The sequence below is a fragment of the Phyllobacterium sp. YR531 genome (genome assembly GCF_000282595.1).
GTDB lineage: Bacteria > Pseudomonadota > Alphaproteobacteria > Rhizobiales > Rhizobiaceae > Phyllobacterium.
The window spans coordinates 42,320-67,559 of record NZ_AKIZ01000038.1; the positions used below are offsets into that span (position 1 = coordinate 42,320).

The 25,240-nt window shown below is 51.9% G+C and carries 29 protein-coding genes and 2 tRNA genes; 12 read left to right on the top strand and 19 right to left on the bottom strand.

The window, feature by feature from the left end:
• Positions 1-76 precede the first annotated feature (76 nt).
• Positions 77-322 carry a zinc-finger domain-containing protein gene (locus tag PMI41_RS21585; RefSeq protein ID WP_008128424.1) on the top strand — a complete coding sequence of 82 codons (246 nt, stop codon included), beginning with the start codon at positions 77-79 and terminating at the stop codon, positions 320-322.
• Entirely contained in the window at positions 319-1,617 is a 1,299-nt protein-coding gene (locus tag PMI41_RS21590) for an FAD-dependent monooxygenase (protein ID WP_008128425.1), read from the top strand. Before PMI41_RS21585 ends, PMI41_RS21590 begins: the two co-directional genes overlap by 4 nt.
• Positions 1,618-1,853: 236 nt before the next feature.
• Here PMI41_RS21590 and PMI41_RS21595 read toward each other — a convergent pair whose 3' ends face one another.
• The 9 genes from PMI41_RS21595 to PMI41_RS24400 all read right to left on the bottom strand — a co-directional run bounded on the left by PMI41_RS21595 (position 1,854) and on the right by PMI41_RS24400 (position 10,592).
• Positions 1,854-2,165, bottom strand: coding sequence for a hypothetical protein (locus tag PMI41_RS21595; RefSeq protein WP_008128429.1), 312 nt, complete (start codon positions 2,163-2,165; stop codon positions 1,854-1,856).
• An 80-nt stretch (positions 2,166-2,245) separates the two neighbouring features.
• A complete protein-coding gene (locus PMI41_RS21600) occupies positions 2,246-2,935 on the bottom strand; it encodes a TIGR02117 family protein (protein WP_008128432.1) in 690 nt (229 codons plus the stop codon).
• On the bottom strand, positions 2,932-3,735 hold the full coding sequence (locus PMI41_RS21605) for an amino acid ABC transporter ATP-binding protein (protein WP_008128434.1): 804 nt from the start codon (positions 3,733-3,735) through the stop codon (positions 2,932-2,934). The genes PMI41_RS21600 and PMI41_RS21605 overlap by 4 nt, the downstream gene beginning before the upstream one ends.
• 12 nt (positions 3,736-3,747) lie before the next feature.
• Complete coding sequence (locus tag PMI41_RS21610) at positions 3,748-4,905, bottom strand: amino acid ABC transporter permease (protein WP_008128436.1); 1,158 nt, start codon at positions 4,903-4,905, stop codon at positions 3,748-3,750.
• Between the two features lie 2 nt (positions 4,906-4,907).
• Positions 4,908-6,101, bottom strand: coding sequence for an amino acid ABC transporter permease (locus tag PMI41_RS21615; RefSeq protein WP_008128437.1), 1,194 nt, complete (start codon positions 6,099-6,101; stop codon positions 4,908-4,910).
• A gap of 107 nt (positions 6,102-6,208) precedes the next feature.
• Positions 6,209-7,237, bottom strand: a complete 1,029-nt coding sequence (locus PMI41_RS21620) for an amino acid ABC transporter substrate-binding protein (RefSeq protein WP_008128439.1) — start codon at positions 7,235-7,237, stop codon at positions 6,209-6,211.
• Positions 7,238-7,524: 287 nt separating this feature from the next.
• The gene (locus PMI41_RS21625; protein WP_008128441.1) at positions 7,525-8,553 is read right to left on the bottom strand and encodes an amino acid ABC transporter substrate-binding protein; all 1,029 of its coding nucleotides are present in this window, start codon (positions 8,551-8,553) and stop codon (positions 7,525-7,527) included.
• A gap of 140 nt (positions 8,554-8,693) precedes the next feature.
• Positions 8,694-9,722: an amino acid ABC transporter substrate-binding protein gene (locus PMI41_RS21630; protein ID WP_008128442.1), complete on the bottom strand. Its 1,029-nt coding sequence runs from the start codon at positions 9,720-9,722 to the stop codon at positions 8,694-8,696.
• A gap of 105 nt (positions 9,723-9,827) precedes the next feature.
• Positions 9,828-10,592, bottom strand: a complete 765-nt coding sequence (locus PMI41_RS24400) for a phosphatase PAP2 family protein (protein ID WP_008128443.1) — start codon at positions 10,590-10,592, stop codon at positions 9,828-9,830.
• A 103-nt stretch (positions 10,593-10,695) separates the two neighbouring features.
• Here PMI41_RS24400 and PMI41_RS21640 point away from each other — a divergent pair, with 103 nt between their 5' ends.
• Both PMI41_RS21640 and PMI41_RS21645 read left to right on the top strand, forming a co-directional pair.
• Positions 10,696-11,865 (top strand): cystathionine beta-lyase, encoded by a 1,170-nt coding sequence (locus tag PMI41_RS21640; RefSeq protein ID WP_008128444.1) that lies wholly within the window; start codon positions 10,696-10,698, stop codon positions 11,863-11,865.
• Between the two features lie 83 nt (positions 11,866-11,948).
• Positions 11,949-12,332, top strand: a complete 384-nt coding sequence (locus PMI41_RS21645) for a DUF305 domain-containing protein (RefSeq protein ID WP_040856339.1) — start codon at positions 11,949-11,951, stop codon at positions 12,330-12,332.
• 68 nt (positions 12,333-12,400) lie between these two features.
• On the opposite strand, the gene PMI41_RS21650 is transcribed toward PMI41_RS21645, so the two are convergent.
• On the bottom strand, positions 12,401-12,739 hold the full coding sequence (locus PMI41_RS21650) for a hypothetical protein (protein WP_008128446.1): 339 nt from the start codon (positions 12,737-12,739) through the stop codon (positions 12,401-12,403).
• Between the two features lie 510 nt (positions 12,740-13,249).
• Here PMI41_RS21650 and PMI41_RS21655 point away from each other — a divergent pair.
• Together PMI41_RS21655 and PMI41_RS25125 are read left to right on the top strand one after the other, a co-directional pair.
• Entirely contained in the window at positions 13,250-13,582 is a 333-nt protein-coding gene (locus PMI41_RS21655; RefSeq protein ID WP_008128447.1) for a hypothetical protein, read from the top strand.
• A 193-nt stretch (positions 13,583-13,775) separates the two neighbouring features.
• Entirely contained in the window at positions 13,776-13,952 is a 177-nt protein-coding gene (locus tag PMI41_RS25125) for a hypothetical protein (protein ID WP_008128448.1), read from the top strand.
• A 291-nt stretch (positions 13,953-14,243) separates the two neighbouring features.
• Here PMI41_RS25125 and PMI41_RS21660 read toward each other — a convergent pair whose 3' ends face one another.
• Positions 14,244-15,230, bottom strand: coding sequence for an MlaD family protein (locus PMI41_RS21660; RefSeq protein WP_008128451.1), 987 nt, complete (start codon positions 15,228-15,230; stop codon positions 14,244-14,246).
• A 202-nt stretch (positions 15,231-15,432) separates the two neighbouring features.
• Here PMI41_RS21660 and chrA point away from each other — a divergent pair, with 202 nt between their 5' ends.
• From chrA to PMI41_RS21680, 4 genes are all read left to right on the top strand, one after another.
• On the top strand, positions 15,433-16,626 hold the full coding sequence (gene chrA, locus PMI41_RS21665) for a chromate efflux transporter (protein WP_008128452.1): 1,194 nt from the start codon (positions 15,433-15,435) through the stop codon (positions 16,624-16,626).
• A 41-nt stretch (positions 16,627-16,667) separates the two neighbouring features.
• Positions 16,668-16,904: a hypothetical protein gene (locus tag PMI41_RS21670; protein WP_157179461.1), complete on the top strand. Its 237-nt coding sequence runs from the start codon at positions 16,668-16,670 to the stop codon at positions 16,902-16,904.
• 167 nt (positions 16,905-17,071) lie between these two features.
• A complete protein-coding gene (locus PMI41_RS21675) occupies positions 17,072-17,323 on the top strand; it encodes a hypothetical protein (protein WP_008128454.1) in 252 nt (83 codons plus the stop codon).
• Between the two features lie 416 nt (positions 17,324-17,739).
• Positions 17,740-19,359, top strand: coding sequence for a heparinase II/III family protein (locus PMI41_RS21680; protein ID WP_008128455.1), 1,620 nt, complete (start codon positions 17,740-17,742; stop codon positions 19,357-19,359).
• Here the strand turns inward: PMI41_RS21680 and PMI41_RS21685 are convergent.
• From PMI41_RS21685 to PMI41_RS21710, 6 genes are all read right to left on the bottom strand, one after another.
• Positions 19,356-19,748, bottom strand: a complete 393-nt coding sequence (locus tag PMI41_RS21685) for a hypothetical protein (protein ID WP_008128457.1) — start codon at positions 19,746-19,748, stop codon at positions 19,356-19,358. The two genes, PMI41_RS21680 and PMI41_RS21685, sit on opposite strands and share 4 nt — an antisense overlap.
• A gap of 395 nt (positions 19,749-20,143) precedes the next feature.
• Positions 20,144-20,220: transfer RNA gene (locus tag PMI41_RS21690), tRNA-Arg, on the bottom strand.
• Between the two features lie 11 nt (positions 20,221-20,231).
• Entirely contained in the window at positions 20,232-20,537 is a 306-nt protein-coding gene (locus PMI41_RS21695) for an ETC complex I subunit (RefSeq protein WP_008128458.1), read from the bottom strand.
• 75 nt (positions 20,538-20,612) lie between these two features.
• A tRNA-Pro gene (locus PMI41_RS21700) sits at positions 20,613-20,689 on the bottom strand.
• 123 nt (positions 20,690-20,812) lie between these two features.
• Complete coding sequence (hdaA, locus tag PMI41_RS21705; RefSeq protein WP_008128461.1) at positions 20,813-21,505, bottom strand: DnaA regulatory inactivator HdaA; 693 nt, start codon at positions 21,503-21,505, stop codon at positions 20,813-20,815.
• Between the two features lie 34 nt (positions 21,506-21,539).
• A complete protein-coding gene (locus PMI41_RS21710; RefSeq protein WP_008128462.1) occupies positions 21,540-22,736 on the bottom strand; it encodes an AI-2E family transporter in 1,197 nt (398 codons plus the stop codon).
• 152 nt (positions 22,737-22,888) lie between these two features.
• Here PMI41_RS21710 and purM point away from each other — a divergent pair, with 152 nt between their 5' ends.
• Both purM and purN read left to right on the top strand, forming a co-directional pair.
• Positions 22,889-23,965, top strand: a complete 1,077-nt coding sequence (gene purM / locus PMI41_RS21715; protein ID WP_008128463.1) for a phosphoribosylformylglycinamidine cyclo-ligase — start codon at positions 22,889-22,891, stop codon at positions 23,963-23,965.
• 11 nt (positions 23,966-23,976) lie between these two features.
• Complete coding sequence (purN, locus tag PMI41_RS21720; protein WP_008128464.1) at positions 23,977-24,588, top strand: phosphoribosylglycinamide formyltransferase; 612 nt, start codon at positions 23,977-23,979, stop codon at positions 24,586-24,588.
• A 9-nt stretch (positions 24,589-24,597) separates the two neighbouring features.
• On the opposite strand, the gene PMI41_RS21725 is transcribed toward purN, so the two are convergent.
• Together PMI41_RS21725 and PMI41_RS21730 are read right to left on the bottom strand one after the other, a co-directional pair.
• On the bottom strand, positions 24,598-24,903 hold the full coding sequence (locus tag PMI41_RS21725; protein WP_008128465.1) for an addiction module antidote protein: 306 nt from the start codon (positions 24,901-24,903) through the stop codon (positions 24,598-24,600).
• Complete coding sequence (locus tag PMI41_RS21730) at positions 24,900-25,208, bottom strand: type II toxin-antitoxin system RelE/ParE family toxin (protein ID WP_008128466.1); 309 nt, start codon at positions 25,206-25,208, stop codon at positions 24,900-24,902. Before PMI41_RS21730 ends, PMI41_RS21725 begins: the two co-directional genes overlap by 4 nt.
• Positions 25,209-25,240: the final 32 nt, after the last annotated feature.

Sequence of the window (25,240 nt, forward strand, 5' to 3'; positions counted from 1 at the left end):
GGATGATACAAACCGAAGCGAAAGAGAAGTCAAATGCCGCAAACAGGCATTTGGTGTGACGATTCAGGAGCGAAACATGGCTGGCCACAGCATCCCTCATTTCCAGAACAGCGCAGGACATGCGAGCATCGCTATCGGTGTAAAGGAATTCATGTGCGTCGGTGCCAATCCGCCCTTCGATCATCCGCACGTGTTTCTCGACCTTGGCGACGACAATGAAAAGGTCTGCCCATACTGCTCTACACTCTATCGCTATGATGCTTCGCTTCACGCCGACGAGACAGTTCCCGCAGGTTGCACCTATGTGGACAGGGCCGCTTGAACGCATCACTGATCGATCTGAAGACCGAACGAAACAGGCGCGATCCAAATCCTGACCAGATTATTATCGCTGGCGCCGGTATTGCTGGACTTACACTTGCGCTGGCACTGAACGCCAAGGGTTTTCCAGTCCAGATATTCGAGAAAAGCGCAACATTGGCGGAAGCTGGCGCGGGAGTGCAACTTTCTCCTAATGCAACACGGATACTTCAACGTATTGGTGTACTCGAAAAATTGACGCCTTCCGCCGTAGAACCACAGGCCATTTGTCTTGCCGATGGTTCAAGCGGCGAGACCCTGCTTTCGCTCGGCGTTGGTGATGTAGCTCGTGAACGATGGAGCTCGCCCTATATCGTATGCCATCGTGCTGATCTGCAAAACGCCTTGCTGGAGCAGGCGCGCAGCCAACCTAACATTGCGATCCAACTGCAATCGGCCGTGACACAATATAAATCCGATATGGACGGCATTCTGGTTCGGGTACAATATCACGATCGCATCGAAGAGCAGCGTGGCGCCCTGCTGGTTGGAGCTGACGGTGTGTGGTCGAATATGCGCAATGCGATGTCCGACGTGGAGCGCGCCCGATATACATCGACGATTGCCTGGCGCTCGACAATTGCGGCTGATCAATTGCCGGAGAGTTTTAGCAGTTTGCTGCCGCAAGGCACCAATGTCGTTGCTTGGACCGGCGCGAATGCACATCTGATTGCCTATCCGATCCGGTCAGGAAAAATGTTCAATTTCGTTGCCGTTGCTCCGGATCGCCAGGGCGGGCGGCGCTGGGACGCTGGCGCAGTTCCGGAAACGCCCAGCCAGAATTTCATTCGCGAGTTCAATCACTGGCACCCCGGCATTCGCGATATCATGCGTGCGGCACGCCCGTGGACGCCTTGGCCACTGTTTGAAATGCGAAAATGCAGATACCGGCTGGAAGATCGGCTCGTACTGATCGGAGATGCCGCCCACGCAATGACGCCTTATGCTGCGCAAGGTGCGGCAATGGCTATCGAGGACGCTTGGGAGCTGGCGGCAAGCCTAAGCGGGGACGCTAGCGAGTGGCCCGCAGCGCTGAACAATTTTGGCAAGCAGCGCGGCAAACGCATCAAGGCTGTTGTCCGGCGCGGTGCGCTCAACCACCTCGCCTATCGCGCACGGGGTCCTGTAGCCATGGCGCGTAACATGATCATGCGCAAACGCCCTGCCGAAAAGTTTATCGCAGGGTTGGACTGGCTTTATGGGTATGATGCCGAAGAGAGCCAAATGCAAAAACCCCCGCCAAAGCGAGGGTCCTGAGCGCCCAAAAGGGCTTGCTATGCGTTCGCCCAAAAAGGCTTGCTAAAGTCATACATGATATCGAAATAAGTGGCAGTTACTCCGCTGGAGTAGCCCGACGCTTCAACTCATGAGCAATATTTGCGAGAAGAATATCTGTATCTTTCTGGCTTTGTTTAACTTCATGGTTTCCAAGCAGCAATGCACCAACTGTCACAAATAGAGGCATCATAATCCATGTTAGAACCCAATAAATCTCATAGGCGAACATTAAGATAACCTCTTTTAAGAACCAGTCTGCCGCCGATATGCAGCCCAAAAGATAACACGATGCACAATACCACGGCAATAAACTTCATAAGCAACCATAAGTTGTTGTCATGTTGCAAAATATCCGGGCTGGTCATAACAGCCACTAGAGGTCCAAGGAAGCCAACCACGATTAGCGCTGTCGATAATCGATCAAGTGCCGCAGCCACATATTTACGTAACTCGTTGTTCCACATTTGCCGGGTTATTGCGATTTCTCTCAATTGTTCGCTTGTTTTTTCTGTAAAATCTTCCGTCATAATAATTCCAACTGAAAATAGCTTTATAAAAAATAGACGCTTAATAGCATTGCTGAGAAAATCGGAGAAATAAAGAATTTTTAGAAAGTATTATACCGCTTCAGCGACCAGACAAGACTTTGCGGCATGGGGTTCCAAAAGCCTGTACGCAAATCACCTGAACGCAGAATTGCACTAGTCCAAGTGTTGCATCCTACAATTGCGCTGAACCTCCCATTGGCTTCAAAGAAGCGGTCGTTCAAACCATATTGGGCACCGGCAATCATCAGTGCGTTGCCACTTGCATCGACCTGAAAGCTGCTGACAACGTTCTGCAACATAGCGTCGAAAGCATCGGCAGAAACGGACAATCGTTCAATGTGAGGTTGAGCGGTATCGAAGTCGCCTGCCGGTTCCACATGCATCACCGAATTATCAACAGTAATGCCGCGCATGAGCGGCATGAATTTCAACTGCGCCCAAGTTGGTGTTTCGAGATAAAAACTACGCCCTCCCCAACCGACAATAATCCATTTGATGCGCGGATCAGTGAGCTGGAAATTATCATTTGCCAGAAATGAAAGACGCTGCAAAACATCCGGATCAGCTGGGAAAGCCAAATCCGTGTGGATAGGATTGGACAGGAGCAGAACCTGCCGCGATTGCGATTCGGCTGGCTTTTGTTCGACTGGCCAGAATGGCCGCGGAACTACAGCGCCAACGATAAATATGATTGCAGCGGCCACCAGGACCGCTGCAAAAGATTTCAGGATGATGCGCAGATATCTCAATGAAGAATCTGGCTGAGGAACAGCTTTGTGCGCTCATGCTGAGGATTATCGAAGAACTCGGCAGGCGCGTTCTGTTCAACGATCTGGCCCTGATCCATGAAGATAACCCGGTTTGCTACCTGACGGGCAAAGCCCATTTCGTGGGTAACGCAAACCATGGTCATGCCTTCTTCAGCCAGCTGCACCATGGTATCGAGCACTTCCTTGATCATTTCCGGATCAAGCGCCGAAGTCGGCTCATCAAACAGCATGATGCGTGGGTTCATGCAGAGTGAACGGGCAATCGCCACGCGCTGCTGCTGACCGCCGGAAAGCTGGCCCGGATATTTATTGGCCTGCTCCGGAATCTTGACGCGCTCGAGGAAGTGCATTGCAACTTCATCCGCCTTCTTCTTCGGCATCTTGCGTACCCAGATCGGGGCAAGCGTGCAGTTTTCAAGAATGGTCAGATGCGGGAAGAGATTGAAGTGCTGGAACACCATGCCGACTTCGCGACGCACTTCATCGATCTTCTTCAGATCGTTGGTCAGCTCAATGCCATCGACAAGAATCTTGCCACTCTGATGCTCTTCAAGACGGTTGATGCAGCGGATCATGGTGGATTTGCCTGAACCGGAAGGACCAGCAATGACGATGCGCTCGCCGCGCATCACCTTGAGGTTGATGTCCTTGAGGACGTGGAAGTCCCCGTACCACTTGTTCATGTTTATGATCTCGACAGCAACATCCGTCTTCGAAACGTGCAGGAGCGAGCGGTCGACGTGGATTTCTTCCGGGTTGATAATGTTTTCAGTAGTCATATGCGTATGCTCCTAACGTTTGTGGCCAGTGTCGAGACGATTTTCCATGAAAATGGAATAGCGCGACATGCCGAAGCAGAAAATCCAGAAGACGAAGCCGGCAAAGACCAGCCCAGAAATTGGGGTTTGTGGAGATGCCCAATTGGGATCGTTGAAGTGCTGACGCACTGTTCCGAGCAAATCGAACATGCTGATTATGGAGACAAGTGATGTGTCCTTGAACAGGCCGATAAAGGTGTTGACGATGCCGGGAATGACCAGCTTCAACGCCTGCGGGAGTATAATCAGCCCAGTCTTCTGCCAATAGCCCAATCCGAGCGAATCCGCTCCTTCATATTGACCTTTTGGAATGGCTTGAAGACCACCGCGCACAACCTCTGCCATATAGGCCGAGGCGAACAGGGCAACACCAATAAGCGCCCGGAGGAACTTGTCGAATGAAACGCCCGGCGGCAGGAACAGCGGCAGCATGTAACTGGCCATGAACAGAACCGTCACCAGCGGGATACCACGCACCATTTCGATGAAAATGACGCAGAGCATCTTGATGACCGGCATTTTCGAACGTCGTCCAAGTGCCAGTGCAATACCCAGCGGCAGTGAAACGGAGATGCCGACAAAGGAAATGACCAGTGTGACCAAGAGTCCGCCCCAACGGGAGGTTTCAACGTATGGCAGGCCGAACCAGCCGCCGACCAGAAGAAAGAAGGCAATGATCGGGAATACGAAGAAAAATACCACAGCGTTCGGCACCTTGTAGGGCACCTTGGGCATGAGAAGGGGTATCAGAAGGGCAACGAACATGATGCCCACAAGATTGACCCGCCAGCGCTGATCGAGCGGATATGGCCCATACATGAACTGGCCGAACTTGGCGTTTACAAACGCCCAGCAAGCGCCGGACCAGTTTTCAGGCTGAATGCCGCCCTGTGCCGCAGTAGCACAGACCGAACGATCCGGACCAACCCATGATGCATCGACAAAGAGCCAGTTCAATAGAGGTGGCAGGAACCATGCCAGCGCCAGAAGGGCCAGAATGGTCAGCACGGCATCAACAGGTGTCGCGATCAGGTTAAGCCTGACCCACCTTATAATTCCGCGCTCTCCCCGAGGTGGGGTCTGGCCCTGCAGCATTTCCTGACGAACGAAACTGATATTGGTGTCTGTCATGATCAGCGCTCCACCAGTGCCATTTTGGCGTTGTACCAATTCATGAACAGCGAAGTCAGAACACTGAGACTGAGGTAAACGATCATGAAGATGACGACCACTTCAAGCGAACGGCCGGTCTGATTAAGGATCGTGCCGCCGACTGCGAAAAGGTCCGGATAACCGGCAGCAATCGCAAGCGATGAATTCTTGGTCAGGTTCAGATACTGGCTGGCCAGCGGAGGTGTGATAATACGCATTGCCTGGGGCACCACGACGAGGCGTGTTGTCGTACCGGGGCGCAGACCTAGTGCATGCGCAGCTTCCGTTTGACCCTTGCCGACGCCGCGAATACCGGCACGCACAATCTCTGCGATAAATGATGCCGTGTAGAATGACAGCGCCAGATAGAGCGAAATGAACTCCGGACCAACCTGTGAGCCGCCCTTGAGATTAAATGCTCCAAGAATTGGATAATCCAGCGTCAACGGGAAACCCTTGATGGCAAGTGCCAGAATGGGCAGGCCGATAATCAAGGCAATCGCCGTCAGATTCGCCGGAAAGGGCTGCCCTGTTGCCATCTGCCGCTTGTGTGCCCAGCGCTTTACGAAAAACGCGGCCACAATGCCAATGATGAAAGCTACGCCGGCAAGCCATGCGCCCTCGCCCAGAATAAGCGATGGAACATAGAAACCGCGATTGTTCAGATAGGTTCCAAATGGCAGGGCAACGCTCTGTCGTGCCTGTGGCAATACGGCAAGAACACCGGAATACCAGAAGAAAATGACCAGCAGCGGCGGAACATTGCGAAAAATTTCCACATAGACCGTGCAGATCTTGCGGATAAGCCAGTTATGCGACAACCGGCCAATGCCGACAATAAAGCCGAGTATGGTTGCGGTGATGATACCTGCAACAGCCACTGTCAGCGTATTCAGGATACCGACCAGAAGCGCCTTGGCGAAAGTCGAATCGCTCGAATATGTCAGATACGGGCTGCTGCTGATGTCGAAACCAGCGCGGCCATCGAGAAACCCAAAACCCGTAGCGAGACGCGCACGCTGCAGATTTTCAATAGTGTTGTTGACGATCCAATATCCCAACAGCGCTATGACGAGCACAGCCAGAATCTGAAAAAGATAACCACGGAATTTGGGATCGTTTAAGAGCGAAGCTTTGCCGCTATCTGTGCCAGGCGAAATATCCTGCGATGCCATTGGCCCCTCATTTCTGCTAAGTTCTTGTTCTTATTATTTTTATTATTATAGGAAATTGAGAGGAGGCCGGAGCCCCCTCTCCCGGTTCTATCGATTATAGTATGCGATCAGCGAATAGGCATCGCGTATTGCAGACCACCCTTGCTCCACTGAGCATTGATGCCGCGTGCAATCTTCAGCGGGCTGCCGGAACCGAGGTTCTTTTCGAAAATCTCACCATAATTGCCGACTGCCTTGACGATATTGACAACCCAATCATTGGTCAGACCAAGGTCTGTTCCAAGCTTGGTATTGGCTTCCTGGCCAAGCACGCGCTTGATTTCAGGATTTTCGCCATTCTTCACTTCGTCCACATTTGCCTGTGTGATGCCGAATTCTTCAGCAGTCAGCAAAGCGTAATGTGTCCAGCGAACGATATCTGCCCATTGTGGGTCGCCCTGACGGACGACTGGACCAAGCGGCTCCTTGGAAATGATTTCTGGAAGAACCACGTGATCATCCGGAGCAGTCAATGCCAGACGATAGGCATAAAGGCCGGACTGGTCGGTCGTGTAAGCATCGCAACGGCCGGAATCATAGGCTGCGTTGACCTCTTCAACTTTCTCGAACACAACAGGATTGTATTCCATCTTGTTGGTGCGGAAATAGTCGGCAAGGTTAAGCTCGGTTGTTGTACCGGCCTGAACGCAGACCGATGCGCCTGAAAGCTGCAGCGCGGAGTTGATGCCCGAAAGCTTCTTCGCGTTGATCATGAAGCCCTGACCGTCATAATAATTGACGCCCGGGAAATCAAAACCCTGCGTATCGCGGCTGAGTGTCCATGTGGTGTTGCGAATCAACACGTCGATTTCGCCGGACTGCAGCGCTGGAAGACGATCCTTCGCAGACAATGGCGTGTATTTAACCTTGCTCGCATCGCCGAAAACAGCTGCGGCAACGGCTTTACAGTAGTCAACGTCGAAGCCGGACCATTCGCCCTTATCGTTTGGCGCTGCAAAGCCAGGAAGACCTGTATTGACGCCGCACTGCAAGAAGCCCTTCTTCTTGACATCTTCGAGCACTGTGGCCGAAGCGACGTTGGCAAGAAGGACCAACGCCGAAGCTGCCAGTACGCCCTTCAAAACAAGATTTTTCATAATTAATTTGCCCTTTGGTTGTTGTAGTCGTTCCCAGAGAGGTAGTTTACATCGGCTAATTACCCCAGCCCCGAAAAGGGCCCCAATGCCTCTCCCATTCACCCATCTATCGAAGGGCATTCTGAGGGTTTGGTCAAGGGAGAATATTTGCTCAATATTGAAGCAAGAGCGTCAAAAATACTGCACACGAAGCAAATGTTCGCCGTTTTTCTATACAATCTGACTTTTTTTAATGAAAACGGGTGCCAAATTCTCATTTTGGCACCCGTAAGACTAAAATCGGAAAATCAGCGGATCGGCATGGCGTACTGCAATCCACCCTTGTTCCAGGGAGCATTGATTCCCCTTGCAATCTTCAACGGGCTGCCATTTCCGATGTTCTTTTCGAAAACCTCGCCATAATTGCCCACAGCCTTGACGATATTGACAACCCAGTCATTGCCAAGACCAAGATCAGCACCGAGTTTGGTGTTGGCTTCCTGACCAAGAATACGCTTGATCTCGGGATTATCACCGTTTTTCAGCTCATCGACATTGGCTTGCGTAATGCCGAATTCTTCTGCGGTGAGAAGCGCGTAATGCGTCCAGCGGATGATATCGGCCCATTGCGGATCGCCCTGACGAACAGCGGCACCAAGCGGCTCCTTGGAAATGATTTCCGGAAGAACCAGATTGTCAGCGGGTGTGGATAAAGCGAGGCGCGCGGCATAAAGACCGGTCTGATCGGTCGTGTAAACATCGCAGCGACCCGAATCATAAGCAGCCTTGACCTCTTCCAGCTTCTCGAAAACGACGGGATTATATTCCATCTTGTTGGCCTTGAAGAAATCGGCGGCATTCAACTCCGTCGTAGAACCGGCCAGCAGGCAAACCGTTGCGCCGGAAAGCTGCTTTGCGGAGGTGATTCCCGGAAGCTTCTTGGTGTTCACCATGAAGCCCTGCCCGTCATAATAATAGACGGCAGGGAAATCGAAACCCTGGGTATCGCGGCTCAGCGTTACGGTAGCGCTGCGGAAAAGAACGTCGATCTCACCGGACTGGAGCGCCGGAAGCCGGTCTTTCGACGAGAGCGGCGTAAACTTGACCTTCGAACCATCACCGAAAATGGCAGCGGCAACGGCACGGCAGTAATCCACCTCGAAGCCTGTCCACTCACCCTGATCGTTTGGCGAGGCAAAACCACCAAGCGAGGTGTTTACGCCGCACTGGAGGAAACCTTTGCTTTTTACATCCGAGAGCGTCTCTGCCGAAGCACCAAAGCCGAGAAAGGCCAGAGCCGCAGCGGCAATGGCCAGTTTAGTTGTAAAACTATTCATTCGTGAAACCTTTTGAAGAATTTTACCGCAAGAACTGCCGCAAGCATGTGCTGAAATGCGCGGATACCGGAATGCGATTCCGCGCGTTCCGTCAACCTATTCACCGCTGATGAAAATTTGATGACGGAACGCCAGGAAAATCAGCGGATGGGCATGGGATATTGCAGGCCGCCTTTGGTCCATAAAGCATTGATACCGCGGTCAATTTTCAAGCGGCTGCCCGCTCCCAGATCGCGATCGAAAATCTCACCATAATTGCCGACTGCACGAACCATATTGACCACCCAGTCATTGGTCAGGCCAAGGTCGGTACCGAGTTTTGTGTTCTGCTCCTGGCCAAGCACACGCCGTATTTCCGGGCTTTCGCTTTTAACCATTTCATCGACATTGGCCTTGGTAATGCCAAGCTCTTCCGCCGTCAGCAACGCGTAGTGCGTCCAGCGGATTATATCGGCCCATTGCGGGTCGCCCTGACGCACGGCAGGACCGAGCGGTTCCTTGGAAATGATCTCAGGTAAAACGATGTGATCCGCCGTGGAAGCAAGACGCAGGCGAATGGAATGCAAGCTGGCACGATCATCGGTGTAAACGTCGCAGCGACCGGAATCATAGGCGTTGTTCACCTCTTCCAGCTTTTCAAAGACAACCGGATTGTATTCCATACGGTTTGCCTTGAAATAATCAGCCACGTTCAGTTCAGTCGTGGTGCCCGCCTGTAGGCAAATCGTGGCTCCGGAAAGTTGCAGCGCAGATGTAATACCTGTCAGCTTCTTGCCGTTGATCATGAAGCCTTGGCCGTCATAATAATTCACGCCGGTGAAATCGAAACCCTGCGTGTCGCGGCTCAGTGTCCATGTTGTATTGCGGATCAGAACATCAATCTCGCCCGATTGCAGGGCAGTGAAGCGATCTTTCGATGAAAGGGGTGTGAACTTGACCTTGGTTCCATCGCCCAAAATGGCAGCCGCAACAGCGCGGCAATAATCCACGTCAAAACCTGCCCACTCACCCTTGTCATTTGGTGATGCAAAACCTGCAGAGCCCGTATTGACGCCGCATTGCAGGAAACCTTTTTCCTTGACGATATCTAGCGTAGCTGCGCAAGCGCCGCTCGCAGCCAAAAGCAACGCGGACGTTGCCACGAGAAATTTCGATGCGGAAACACCCATTGAACTTCCTTCTGCAAAGCTTGGCCGAATACTGACCACACGAGTAACGCACTGATAAGGAAGGATATTCGAGCTTTCCGGTCAAGGATTAATATTTGATGCCATTCAGGAGCGAATGACGGGAAGAAATTGCCCCTGCCCATAGCCAAAGATTGCGCCCCGGCTGGCAAGATATCTGGCCAGTGTTACTGCCGCAAGAAAGCCGACAGTGTAGCCCGCAACCGTATCGGTGGGGTAATGTGCCTGCGCAATAATGCGGGTAAAGGCGATGAACATGGTGGCCAGGATGATCGGCAGCCGCCATCGCGGAAACCATAATGCGAGTATAGCGCCTACTGCGCCCATCGTGGTCGAATGCCCGGATGGAAAGCTGGCCAGATCGTCTCCGCCGGCAAAGGGCGAAAAGTGTCCAGTACCCAGCGTATCAATGAAAGGCGGGCGGGCCCGGCCAATGAGGAATTTAGCAATTGCGGTGAAGGTTCCGGCAAGGGAAATAGCCCAGAAGGCAAAGCTTGCTTGTGTATAGACCAGATGCAGCCGCTTTCGACGCGGCGTGGGTAAATGCTGCCAATCGATGGCAATTAGGCACACGGCGATGATGAATGCGGGAACCACATACCATTTCGACAGGCCGATATCGGTTATCGCACGCAGACTACGCAGATCGCTGTCAGGCGATGTGAACATGCGAGACAGATATTCATCGTATGGATGCAGTGCCAATACAAGAAATGCGATAAGCGCCACGCCCATCGACATCGATGCGGTCCATACCGGTCTTGTATCAGGCAGTGGCTTTGAGGTGATTATATGCAGGTAACGGGCAAAGGAATTTCCCAGGCGCTGCACGATAGATGAGCTATCGGCCAATCAAAAATCCTTCTTCTGTTGCAACCGCTGTGCGGTGCGATTATCGACATAGTTCTACAAGCCTATAAGCCCATAAATAAGCCGACAATTTGGAGGACCAGCCATGGATAAGCAATCTCGTTCAAAACTTGGTGTCAATACGAGACTTGCCCATGGTGGCTATGATCCCATGGATTACCATGGCTTCATCAATCCACCCGTCGTGCACGCATCAACTGTTTTGTTTCCTGACGCGCAAACCATGGCGACAGGCAAACAGCCTTATACTTATGCAACGCACGGCACGCCCACGACCGATGCACTTTGCCGGGCCATTGATGAACTTGAGGGATCAGCCGGGACGTTGCTCGTGCCATCGGGCCTATTGGCTGTGACAGTGCCGTTGCTGGCATTTCTTTCGCCGGGCGATCATCTGCTCATGGTCGATAGCTGCTATGGCAATACACATTATTTTTGCAATACCACATTGAAGCGGCTTGGCGTTGAGGTCGAATATTACGATCCGCTGGTCGGCGCGAACATTGAAAAGCTGATCAAGCCGAATACCAAGGTTGTTTTCACCGAATCGCCAGGTTCAAATACTTTTGAAATGCAGGATATTCCTGCCATTGCCGAAAAGGCCCATGCGGCGGGTGCCGTCGTGATGATGGACAATACCTGGGCAACACCGATTCATTTCAAGGCGTTGGACTTCGGCGTTGATATTTCGATTCATGCGGTAACCAAATATCCGTCAGGCCACGCAGATATTCTGATGGGCACGATTTCTGCCAATGAAAAGCATTTCAAGACATTGGAGCAGACCTATACGGCGCTCGGTCTTTGTGTCAGCGGCGATGATGCCTACCAGGTGTTGCGCGGACTTCGCACCATGGGCTTGCGCATGGAACGGCATGCGGAAAGCGCGCTGGCGATTGCAGAATGGCTGGAAAAACAGGATGGCGTTGTGGAAGTGCTGCATCCAGCGCTGCCCAGCCACGCGGGACACGCAATCTACAAACGCGACTTTACCGGCGGCGGCGGCGTTTTCTCCATCGTTATTGAAGGCGGTAAAACACATGCACATGCTTTTTTGAACGCTTTGGAGATATTCGGTCTTGGCTATTCATGGGGCGGCTTCGCCAGTCTGGCAGTGCATGTCCGGCTCAGCGACAGGGAAATTACCGGAAAAAATTATGCGGGAACGGTTATTCGCCTGCAGATCGGGTTGGAGGACAAGGAAGACCTGATCGCCGATATTGCCAAGGGTTTGGCTGCCGCCAAAGCTGCATAACCCGAAGTTGATTTCGATTTGATCAGCGCGTGCTGGTATGAACTGCCTGCCAAACTCCAATTTTTCAGATGAAAGATTATATTATGAACCTGAAGCACTTCCAAACTGCCGCGTTTGTTTGCCTCGTCGCTTTTGCCTCCCCCGCATTGGCGCAGGAACACAGCGGACATGCAATGAAATCTGATGCCATGAAAGCTCAGTCGGGCGATCAGGGCCCTTCTTCAAAGGCATTTATCGAGGCCAATACCAAAATGCACAAGGATATGGCTATCGCGTTTTCAGGCAATGCCGACAAGGATTTTGTACGCGGCATGATTGCCCATCATCAGGGCGCGATCGACATGGCCAAGGTTGAACTTGAATATGGCAAGGACGCTGAAATCCGCAAACTGGCCGAGACGATTATTGCCGCACAGGAAGGCGAGATCAAAGACATGAAGGCGTGGCTGGAAAAGAACGGCGGCTGAAGCGCTCTCATTTAAACAAAAAGCCCGCCGGTCGGACCGGCGGGCTTTTTTACGCAAACTGTTAAGCCCTACTGGCGTATTTCACTGCTTGCAGCACGTTTTTGCAGGCATAGTTCCCAAAGACTATAGGCAGCATCGGCATAGGTCGATGAACCTGCTTTGAATTCGGCCGAACGCAAAGGCAGAAGATCCTCCACGACGGCCAGTGTACGTGCGGGAAGTATATCAGTGCAGGTCCCTAAACGCCGAAACACAGTGCTGATAGCAACCTGTCTCTCATTGACGTCAATCACGGGTTCGTCCCTGCCGAGTTCCCAATCCTCCAGGGCGTCAATCGCGTCCTGAAAGGCGTTATGCAAGATGATGGGCGCATGGCCCTCATGAAGTGGGTGCAGCAAACCAGGCATTCCTGTCTCCTCACTTTGTGTTGCACTGCCGGGGGCTCCCGGAAACAGAATCATACGTGCCGGACACTACAAACCGCAAGTCCAAATCGTTAATCCATACTTAAATACTCGACATTTTTCATTAAATTGAGAAATAGCACCATGTTTAACGTTCATTATTGATCTGCATATTGATGAAATAACCATAAGCAATTCATATAATTACGTTTTCTACGATACAAGACCAGAAAATCTAATCGTTTAGACTGAACTGGGAAAAGTTCGATCCGCACCCACCCGGCATTAACCCTTTCCGTACATTCAGTTTACCCCGAAAGCGATAAGCCATAGCAAAAATCAATTGCCCCTACCCGCAGTCGAACTACCTATCGCAGTTCTAGATTCCGTGGTTTACTACATAAACACAACCAAAACTGGTAATTTGGTGCAGATTACACCGCCTTTCGCCTTGCCAAAACGATATCGTTGCCTCATTCATGTCCCGCTGCCCACGATTGAGGATATTGGCATATGAGAACGAGACTCTTTCCAGCAATCATATTGACCGCCCTGCTTGCAGGCTGCGGCAATATTCAAGGACAGCTTGATAATGAAAAGATTTCGTCGCTTCGCTATGATTCAGTCGAGTGCCCGGCCCTGATTGCGCAACGCAGCCGCGCCGCTGCCGAAGTCAGCCGGCTTACCAATGGTCAGGGCTATCAGGATCCTAATGTCATTGTTGGCTTGGGCCCTATCCTGCCGGACTATCGCGCGGAAAATCAGAAAAAAGCTGGTGTTCTGCAAGGTCAAGTTGAGTCGATGAGCCGCTCGATTGATCGCAGAAAGTGCGGAACTCCTGCTTAAAGCCCTTGCCTGAGAGGCAAATTCGCGTTCTGCGCCCGGTATCACGGCTTATTGAAGGGTGGGCGGGGTGTTGATTGATTCGCTATGTCAAATTTTATTGTGCCTATAAATAATTGGGCGTACGCTACCAGTTCGGGTGGAAAATACCGGTGAAAGCCGGCTGTAATTTGTTCTTCTTCAGGGAGTGACAAACATGGCAGAAGTGACCCTTCATACGCCCCATAATGCAAACTGCGCGACACCCCAGATACTACAGAAGGTTCGCTCGGAAATGCCTCTAAAGAGCGACAGCAGCAACAAGCTGTCGGACATTCTGAAACGTGCCAAAGGTGGCTTCACCCATCGCCGTTTCAAGCAGCATTCTAAATAATTATAGGTGCTTGAGGCGGATATGCTTCAACAGGCACATCATGATATAAATTAGAGGACTCTCCGTGCGGTTAACCCCACATGGAGAGCCCTCTATTTCGTCGCTTATTACCAGCTGCAATGCTCATGGATAGGCGCTTGAGCCCATGATGGACGAGGGTGACAAAGAAAAAGATGATTATGCGCCCTACCTTACACCGGTTTGGGGCTATCTGATCTTGTTTCTTATAATCATACCAATCGTACTATATCTTGGTCACCAATATGGCGGGCACCTGCACTTCTAAATAGGTCAGCGCTTAGGCGCATATTCCGGAACGGTATTGTCGTCTCCAAAGAGCATTTTTTGCGGATTGTCCTGAAAATTTGACACACCCCGCTCTATGTTCTCGACTGCGCGGCGGCTTTCGGAAATCACCTTCTGCGCGTTCCGTAGCTTCTCGCCGGTCAAATTAGCGAGATTGTTGGCGACGCCCTGAAGGGTCTTGTTCAACTCCTTTGCCTGGTTCTGATAGTCCACGAGCTTGCCGCGGATTTCGCTGACAGTGCTGTCCCTTGCGTCAGAAAGCTGTTCATCGACCTTACGAAGCGTATCATCGACTTTCGTCGATGCTTCATTGACGCGCGAAATCACATCGCGTGCGTCATGCATTGTGCTTTCCAGTTTCTGCGCGCGCCTTCCATACTCATCTATCGTTTCGGTGCTGCTGGCCAGTTCCTCGGAAAATGCCTTGGCATTACGAACGCTTTCAAGGAGAGGACCGCGTGTCTCCTCAATGTATTTTTCCGTAACGTCCGTTGCCTTGTCTACGCGCTCGATCCAATCCTGCGCCGTTTGCACCAGAGTTTTCAGCGAGGTCGGATCAACATCTACCCGTGCAACAGTATCTTCCTTCGCAGCCTCTTCGAGCAGTTTCGGCTCATAAGACTTGCCACCGGTCAGCTCGATACGCGCGGCACCAGCAAGTATTTCAAAGGCCAGAGTTGCCACTGTAGAACGGGTGATCGGTGTTGTTGACACGATTTCGGTCTGAACAATGACTGCTTCAGGATTGCTCCCATCAATAAAGAGTCTTGTTACATCACCGACTTTGAGACCATTGAAGAAGACCGGGCTTTTGACGTTGAGGCCGGTAACAGAGCCCGGAACCCTGATCTCAAGCGTAGCGGTATCGCGCCGATCGCCATAACGGCCGATCCAATAAAAGAAACCGCCCGCCAGCAGCGCCACAATGAGCGTAAAGACTGCCACGAGGAAATAATTGGCTTTGGTTTCCATTGATTATCAGGCGACTCCATAATTTTCAGTTCAGCATTACCGCTTTAAGTCGCGGCAAATCAATGGCGAAGGGCGTGTCAGTAGCCAAGGGCCCTTATAAATCGCTGGAAGAGTTGAATTCCTCTGACAGAAATAGGTTCCGGATTTTGCTGCGATGTACTAAGCAAAAACCGTGACTATCCAACGCCGCCGGGACCTTTCAATGAACTCAGAGCGTCCACAGATAAGCCGCCTGCGGGAAATCTTTGCCGTGTTCCTGCGGCTTGGCCTGACTTCGTTTGGCGGACCGATTGCCCATCTTGGATATTTTCGGGACGAGTTCGTGACGCGACGCAAATGGTTTAGTGATGACGCATATGCCGACATCATTGCCCTGTGCCAGTTCCTACCCGGCCCCGCCTCCAGCCAGGCCGGTTTTGTCATAGGCGTGCAGCGAGGTGGCTTGTCCGGCGGCATTGCTGCATGGATCGGGTTTACACTGCCCTCAGCGGTGCTGATGGTCGCCCTCGCCTATGGCGCAGCGATTTTCTCCGGCACATGGGGTGAAGGAATCATCAATGGGCTCAAACTGGTGGCGGTGGCGATTGTCGCCCAAGCGATCTGGGGCATGGCAAGGACATTAACACCGGACCTCCAGCGTATCGCCATTGCCATCGCTGCAGCGGCAATTGCAATATTCTTTGAGAATGCTGCAGCGCAGATCAGCCTTATTGCTGCCGCTGCCCTGCTTGGCATCTTGTTTTGCCGAAAGGGCAGTATGGCACAAGCGGCGCACATGCACTGGGGCGTGAGGCGCGGCCCGGCAATCGTGGCATTGGTGCTTTTCGTGGCGATCTTTGCGGCAATGCCATTTATGAGCAAGCTGAACATCGCTGCACTGTCACTCTTCGGTGCGTTCTATCAAGCTGGTGCCCTTGTATTTGGCGGCGGTCATGTGGTTTTGCCCCTGCTTGAGGCAACGCTTGTCGGCCCCGGCTGGGTTGACCATGAAGTATTTCTTGCGGGCTATGGCGCAGCACAGGCCATGCCCGGCCCACTCTTCACCTTTGCCGCTTATCTCGGCGCTGTAGCCCTTCCTTACCCGAATGGTCTGGCCGGTGCGGCCATCGGGCTTGTTGCAATCTTCCTGCCCGGCCTGCTGCTTGTATATGGCGCGATGCCCTTCTGGGAGATGATACGGCGTCAGACTTTAGGGCAAGCAGCGATGAAAGGTGCCAATGCTGCTGTCGTCGGCATTCTGCTGGCTGCCTTCTATGACCCGGTATGGACCAGCGGCATTTCAGGCCTGTCCGATGTGGCACTTGCCCTTGCCGGTTTCGTTGCACTAGTGATCTTGAAGGCCCCACCCTGGACTGTTGTATTGGTACTGGCGACGGCGGGTGCAATTTTCTATTGATGCCCCCCCAATCAGGACAGAATAACGGGGCTTTGAACGAAATGATGCAGAACATCATCGACCTCTGGCATATGGTAATTGTGCTCTTCGCCATCGTTGGCGGGTTTTATTATTTATACGGTCTTGCGTTCATTTTTGGTGTTGTTGCATCTCGAAAAAGCAACGCTGGCAAACCTTACCGCGGTTGGCTTGTTGTTTCGTTGATTTGTCTGGCAGTCGGTGTCGGGATGCACTTGGCGGTCAAGTACGTGAAAACCGGGTTTTATATTCCGGGATAGTAATTGCCTGTACAGGACAAAGGCCGGAACCGATTAATCTCATAGTCGTTGAAGATTCATGCAATATAATTGCCGCCTCTGAAAATATGTCAGGGCAAGCGGCATAAAAAACATGCCAAGCACAGAATCGACTATGCTGGATAAAGGATTTATTTCGGAGCCATAATATGGGAGTAATGCACAGCGAGTTTGTCGAAAGACTAAGACAGGCCGTTCAGGAGCATGAAGAACGCATTGTCCGATTGGAAAACGGTGATGAAAAAGTCTTTCGGTCAGATCGTGACGGGCAAAAGGAAGATATTTCGCTGCAGACAGCAGATCATTATCGTCGGCTATCGCATCATTTGAGAGAAGTGATTTCCCGCCACGACCTTAAAACCGGTCATGATGCCGAAACCAAAAAACAGGAACACCTTTAAAGCATTCATTTTACTGATATCCCATTTTCAGAATTTCATCCCACAAGCAAATGAATGAGCCGCATTCCGGACAATGAACCGGAGATTTCGGATCTGTTTCTATAAGAACTTCCGAAATGGACGATTGGCATTCTTCACACACGATTGGCTCTGGCAGCCCAAAAAAATCTTGATTCCCCATGCCACATTTAACTTTTGAAAATTACAAAAGTTCCTGCTCGGTGATCTTTTTTAGATTTCAAACTTCGAAAATGCTGCTGTCATCATCCGCATTATTGGCCACCGCTTAGTGAAGCCTAGGTATATGTTTGGCGCAAACTCCCAAATACAAAACAGGATGCGGCAGAAGAACCGAAGCAGCCAGCTTTATTCTCCCGAGTACAATTTTTATAAAGCTTGATGCGGGGAAGGTGCAATTGTTTCAGTGGCTTGACGGCATCCGGTCTGCGAGAAAGAAACCTCGCATCCTTGACTACGAACAACTGGACGCCGCCTTTGAGCCTATGGCTTTGAAGACAGTCTCGCTGCCTTTTGCATCGCCCGACATCATTGCAAATGCTGACAGTGCCTTGGAGAAAATCTTCAGACTGCCGCAAGGCGGACTGGTGGATTTTTCGAAGGGTCTCGACTGGTCCATAAATTTTGAATCAGCCAATAATTCATGGCAATTATGGCTACACTCCCTGCCCTTTATCCAGGATCTTGTGGTGGCTTACGCCAACACAACGCACGGACCTTATCTGGCACAAGCCATTTTTCTGCTTTCAGATTATCTCGACTGGCTGAATAATCCTGTGGCGTCTGTCGTTGCGTGGAAGGATGAACATGCAATCACCAATCGCAGCTGTGTGCTCGTTCACCTTTTGAAGAAACACGACGAGGGAGCAATTGCCCTTCCGGCAGCCTTGGTTTCGGCAATATCGCAGTCGTTGAATCAAAATGCAGAGTGGCTGTTTGATGACAGCCATTACGTCCAGAACAACCATGGAACGATGGCAGACAAAGCGCTATTGCAGATTGCCCTTTCGCCAGGCTTTCTGACGACAGAACGCTCCCGCATCTGGATATTGAGAGCGCTTGCCAGAATATCGATGATGGCCCGCCTGACCTTCGATAGCGATGGAGCCTGCACTGAGAATAGCTCGGCTTATCACCTGCTGAATGTTTATCTGTTCGCGAGCATATTGGACTTCATGAGGAGTCACAGTCTTTATGCTGATCCGGCGCTCGAACAGATCGTCGCCAAAGCGGAATCAGTGTCGCCTTATTTCGTTCGAACTGACGGATCCTTGGCCATGATTGGCGACTCGGGGATACGCCCCACGCACTGGGTAGACAATCAGCTATTGGCATCCAAGACAGGTACAAAGACCTTTCCTGGAGCGGGCTTTTTCATCTCAAAGGGCGCTGACCTTTATGTGACTGCAAAATGCGGAGGCTCGACATTCAGCCATCGACATTTTGACGATACGAGCATTACCGTCAGCTACAAAAACCGCGATCTTATCGTTGATCCTGGTCACTATAATTACGATAGTCGCGATCCGATATTCAGAAGTATCCGCTCATTTCGTTCGCATAGCGGTATTTTCACGAATGATTGCGACCGAAACGCATGGCCAAATCCGGCAGATCCTCACGCAACAGGCTCCATGACAGCTATTGAAGGGCAAAATGGTGTGCTCATGCGCAGCAACCTGGCCGACAATGCCTCAATACGCCGAATAGTTTGCGTTCATGGCGAGGCGATCTCCATTGAAGATCAGGTTATCGCCGATACCACCGTGCGATGGAGACAGCAATTCGTCGTTCATCCCCGGTGCAAAATGACGATAGATGGTAAGGTTGTTTTAATAGAGCACGATGGGGTTCAATGCCGAATTGAGTCGGTTGCCGACAGCGCTTACATCGTCGAACTTGGCGAAACTAAATATTCCGAGAAATTCATGCAGGTCGAGCCCACGCAGATGGTGTATTTTACGGGAGTTTCCAGTCACGTAAAAATCTTCACCCGCATCACTGTCAGCGAAAGCTAACGGGCAAGCAGTTCAATATTGGCGTGGTCGGCGATGATTTGCAGCACGATATCAAAGTAAGTTGGACCAGTGCCGTTTTCCAACTCAATAAGGGACTGCTTGATCCCGGGTACATCATATATTCCAGGGTGTTTCAGCTTTTCCTGATAGAACTTTCGGGTAACCTCCAGCCCGAGGTCACCCCTGTTCTTTTCCATGTCCTTCCAGATCAATGTAACTGGTTCATCTCCTTTGATTGCGCCGACGCCGCCATGGAACATATCGTTCAGGGCATCCAGACTTGGGCCCAGCTTCCAATCCTCATCTGCCATAAACACCCGATTAATCTCCGAGTAAAATGACGGGATATCGCTGACATTCTGGCCATCAATAATAAAAGTGGTTTTCAAACTTCACTCCCGCTCGTTCGATCAAAACAAAGCCATAGCAGTCTTAATTAATTAATTCCCATATCCGGGTTAAACCTTTGAACGGGCATTAGAAAGACTGGCAATTGCCTTTCGTTTCGATCCACCACCGCAGAGACTGGACTCTATCAAAGCCCAATGTATTGTTATCTGGCGCAGTGTCGCTTGAGGAGGGGAAATGAGAAAGCTCTGTACAATTATCGTCATTTCTGGAGCATTGTTCGCCGCTGGTTGCGGCTCATACAACTCATGGACACCTCGCAAAGTCAGCCTTGACCCATCTACACGATCCTGCGCTTCCGGATACTGGAACTGCAAGAGTGGCAGTATGAACGGCCGGAACTGATATCCCGAAATCTGACAGTGTTTTGAAGAGGTGGCGATCCCGACTGGATTCGAACCAGTGACCGTCGGCTTAGAAGGCCGGTGCTCTATCCAGCTGAGCTACGGGACCAATCTGTATAATCAATGCGTCCAAGGCTGTTTACGGTCGAACTTGAAGTTCTCCGAATAGGATACAACGCGGCGGCGCGTTTCCTTCGGCTCCTGAACGGAATAGGCAATGCCGTTTTTCTGGGCGTAAGCGATCGCATCTTCTTTTGTATCGAACGAAAGGCGAATCTGGCTCTTCATATCGCGCGAAGACGTATAACCCATCAGCGGCTCAACCTTGCGGGGCTGCTCGGGCTCAAACTCAAGCATCCAGGCTTCGGTCTTGGCCTTGCCTGACTGCATTGCTGTTTTTGCTGGGCGATAAATGCGTGCGGCCATTGAAGAAATCCTTTTGTCTGCAATTCCGATATATTACAGGCTTTGCTTCAGTTCCAGCAGCAATCGAGGGTGAAGTGGTCGGAGCGGAGAGATTCGAACTCCCGACCCTCTGGTCCCAAACCAGATGCGCTACCAGGCTGCGCTACGCTCCGTGTTCTTCAACGGTTGCCTGACTAGAGTTTCCCGAGACGAGAAGCAAGCTATAAATTGAACAAATCCAATAAAAAACAGCAGCGCGCGAGAAGGTCGCAGGTTTGGCGCTGTTTTTGCAGCGATTAAAGGTCGAAAGCCACCTGTCCCTCGTCCAGCGCCGTTACGACACTTGCCGCCAAAGCGCGGGTGATCCTCGACTTCTTTTCCAGTGCCGCACGATCGAGTCGTTCCACCACCCGGTTTGCCGTAGAAAGCGAACGCTCGATGTGGCTGACAAGGAAACCAATGACATTTGGCTCCACGGCAATCTGGCGATCTGCGAAAAGCTTGTAGAGCACGCCGGAAAGCAGCATATCGTCCGGCTCGCCAATCTCCACGGTTGTTGCCGCCTTCAGGCGCGACGCTAGATCCGGCAAGGTTACAGGCCAATTGACTGGCCAGTTGCGCGAGGTCATCAGGAGACTGCTGCCGCTTTGGCGCACATTGTTGATCAGATGAAACAGCCCTGCTTCGTCAATCGGGCCTGTTCCAATATCATCAATCAGAAAAGGGCCGGACTGTCCCGCAGCCGCGGCAATGTTTCGAGGGTCAACTATGGTTGCGTTCGACTCTGCCTTCCAGACGGCGGCAAGATGAGTTTTGCCCGAGCCGATGGGTCCTGCGAGTATCACAACAGGCGAAATCCAGTTGGGCCAACGATCAACAATGTCCACGGCAGCCATGTTGGTGCCGGAGACAATCAGATCGTCACGCGAGTAACCAGGCTCGTGGCCAAGGTCCAGCGGCAGTTGGCGGGGCTTTGTCGTGTCATTCATGGCGCGAACAAATACAGCCTAGGCCGCGATACTGTCACCTGATTTGTTTGGTCTCGTCAGTTTTGCGAAAATCGCCTGTGTAGAGCGGGGATTGCTGATAACGATTAATGACAAAACGCACCAGCACGCCAATTGCAGCGGCGGTAGGTACGGCAATGAGCATGCCGGTGAAGCCCATGAGCGAACCGAAAGCAAACAGAGCGAACATCAGCCAGACCGGATGCAGGCCGACAGACTGACCTACAAGCTTTGGTTGCAGGATATTGCCTTCAATAAACTGGCCAATACCGAATGCGATAGCCACGCCGACGATGCCGCCCCATTCGGGCCAGAACTGCACCAGCGCCACACAGAGCGCAAGGACAAGCCCCACCAGCGAGCCGACATAGGGAATGAAGCTGATGAGACCGGCAAACAAGCCGATCAACAGACCGAAATTGAGACCCACAACTGTCAGGCCAACGGCATAGATCATGCCGAGAAGCAGACAGACAGTGCCCTGCCCGCGCACAAAACCGGCAATCGCCTTGTTCATATCAGTGGCGATGCCCCGCACCGTATAAAGGTGATCGCGCGGCACCAGTTGGTCAATTTTTGAAACCATACGGTCCCAATCGAGCAGCATATAGAACGCAACGACTGGCGTCACAACGAACAGAGCGACCACGTCGATCAGCGTTTTTCCCGAACTCCAGATCGACTGCAGCAAGGTGGTGAGAAAGCCTGCACCCTGCTGCAACAGCGAATCCAGACTGTTGCGAATGACAGAAGCATCAACGCCGATGAAATCCTTCAGCCACTGCGAATCCCTGCTGGCGATGAGCTCCTGCAAGCGCGAGACGTAGCTCGGCAATCTGGCGATGAAATCACTCATCTGCGACGCAAGCACAGGCACAAGAATTATGAGCAGGACTGTGAAGGTCACAACGAAGAGCACAAGGATGACAATGGTCGCGAGCAAACGCGACAGCCCAAGACGCTGAAGCCTGTCGGCAACGGGATCAAGGAAATAGGCAAGCACCATACCGGCCACGAACGGCAGCAATATTGATGAGAAGATGAACAGGAACAGCGCAAATACGACCATTGCCGCCGTCCAGAATACGGCCTGACGCCGGAAATTGCTGGTGAGCGTATTAAGCTGCACCTCGACATGGATATCCTGATCCGGAATCTCGACCGGAACAGGAGGTTTCTTTGTCGCTACAGCCTTGCCCGGAGTTTTGCTCATAACCTGCCATTCTCATTGTTCAGTCTGGGAGATAGGCAGTCGTTACCGCCGCGGTCAAGGTTCCAGAGCAATTTTATCAGTGCTGGCGACACTCAGACCTTGCAGCTTGGCCGGAGTCGTGTCATTTCGCGGGCAATAATCTGGAGTTGACCATGAGCACCGAAAAACAGCCCGGCAAGAATGGCCTCACCTATGCGCAGGCGGGTGTCGATATTGATGCAGGCAATCTGCTTGTCGAGAAGATCAAGCCGCTGGTACGCTCCACACGCCGCCCGGGCGCTGATGGCGAAATCGGCGGGTTTGGTGGTCTTTTCGACCTGAAAGCAGCGGGTTTCAAAGATCCCGTACTGGTCGCGGCCAATGATGGCGTAGGCACAAAGCTGAAGATTGCCATTGATGCGGGCGTTCATGACACGGTTGGAATCGATCTTGTCGCCATGTGCGTCAATGATCTGGTGGTACAGGGCGCTGAGCCGCTGTTCTTCCTCGACTATTTCGCGACCGGCAAGCTTGATCCCGATCAGGGCGCTGCAATTGTCGGCGGCATTGCTGAAGGCTGTCTGCAGGCAGGTTGTGCGCTGATTGGCGGCGAAACGGCAGAAATGCCAGGCATGTACCGCGATGGCGATTACGATCTTGCCGGCTTTGCCGTTGGTGCGGCCGAGCGCAACCAGCTTCTGCCGACCGGCGATATCGTCGAAGGCGATGTCATCCTCGGTCTGGCCTCCTCCGGTGTTCACTCCAATGGTTTCTCGCTCGTACGGCGTATCGTCGAGCTTTCCGGCCTTGGCTGGGATGCTGACGCGCCATTCAAGACAGATACAACGCTGGGTCAAGCCCTGCTGACGCCAACACGCATCTATGTGAAATCCTTGCTTGCAGCCATCCGCGAAACCAATGCGATCAAGGCGCTCGCACATATTACCGGTGGTGGGTTTCCCGATAATATTCCCCGTGTACTGCCGAAAAACCTGACCGCGAGCATCGACCTTTCTGCAATCAACGTTCCTGACGTATTCTCATGGCTGGCGAAGACTGGTGGTGTCGAGCGCGATGAAATGCTGCGGACATTCAATTGCGGCATCGGCATGATTGTCGTTGTAGCGCCTGAAAATGCTGATGCTGTTCTGGCTGCGTTGCAAACTCAGGGCGAAGAAGCTGTCCGCCTCGGTACAATGGTTGCACGTGCTGACAGCGGCGTCGTCTATCAGGGCACTTTGGCATTGTGAGCCAGGGCGCTGTGAGCAAAAAACGCGTTGCAGTGCTGATTTCCGGGCGCGGCTCCAATATGAGCGCGCTTGTAGAAGCGGCGAAACAGCACGACTACCCTGCCGAAATCGTCGCCGTCATTGCCAACAAGGCGGACGCCGGCGGGTTGGAGACAGCACGCGCCGAAGGTATCACGGCGATTGCCATTCCCCATCGCGACTATGCTTCAAAGCGGGAGCACGAAGCAGCGGTTTCCGCAGCGCTGGCTGAAGCGAAGGCCGATCTGGTTTGCCTTGCAGGCTACATGCGGATCATCTCACCGGAATTTGTTGCGGAGTGGGAAGGGAAGATGCTCAACATCCATCCTTCGCTGCTACCACTGTTCAAGGGTCTGCATACTCATGAGCAGGCGCTGGAAGCCGGGGTACGTGTACACGGCTGCACCGTGCATTTCGTAACCGCCGGTATGGATGATGGCCCGATCATTGCCCAGACCGCTGTTCCCGTGAAAACGGGGGATACGCCAGATATACTGGCTCAGCGGGTACTAAGTGTGGAACATGAAACCTATGCGCGCGCACTAGCTCTGGTCGCGACTGGCAAGGCTATCATGAAAGAGGGCCGGACTGTTTTCAGCGATTAAGAAACAACGTTAAGCGGCGTCTTGATTGTTTTTTGAACGACGTGCTGGTGGGTGTGAAACACCAAGGGTTTTAAAAATGGCCAGAACCGTCGAAAGATTTGGTTCACCGTCACCATTCATAAGTTCGTAAATCTCCCGATAGGTGCGGCCTGTTTTCGTTGCGAGATCACTAATTACTTTTGCTCGAGCGATTACAGTTAGGGCACGATCGACCTCCGCTGATGTACCTTCTTCGGAAACAGCTAAATAGTACTCAAAAATCATTTCTTCGGAGTCGAGATGCCGTACAGTGTCGTAGTTACGTAATTTAGTCATTCGCTTTTGCCTTTAAGACTATTTGCCAAGACTTTTGCTTTCTTAATATCACGATCTTGCGTGTTTTTGTCACCGCCGCACAGCAAAATAATCAAAACATGGCCCCGCTGTAAAAAATAAACTCTATATCCAGGACCATAATTGATCCGCAGCTCGATGATCCCTTCTCCAACTGATTTGGAGTCACCCGGATTTCCTCCAGCCAAGCGATCAATGCGCTCATATATTTTAATCCTAGCACGCAGGTCACGTAAATCGTTGACCCAATTGTAGAAACTATCAGTTTCCTGAATGGTTATCGCCATAAAATATGCAGCCAATATTATAAAAATACAAA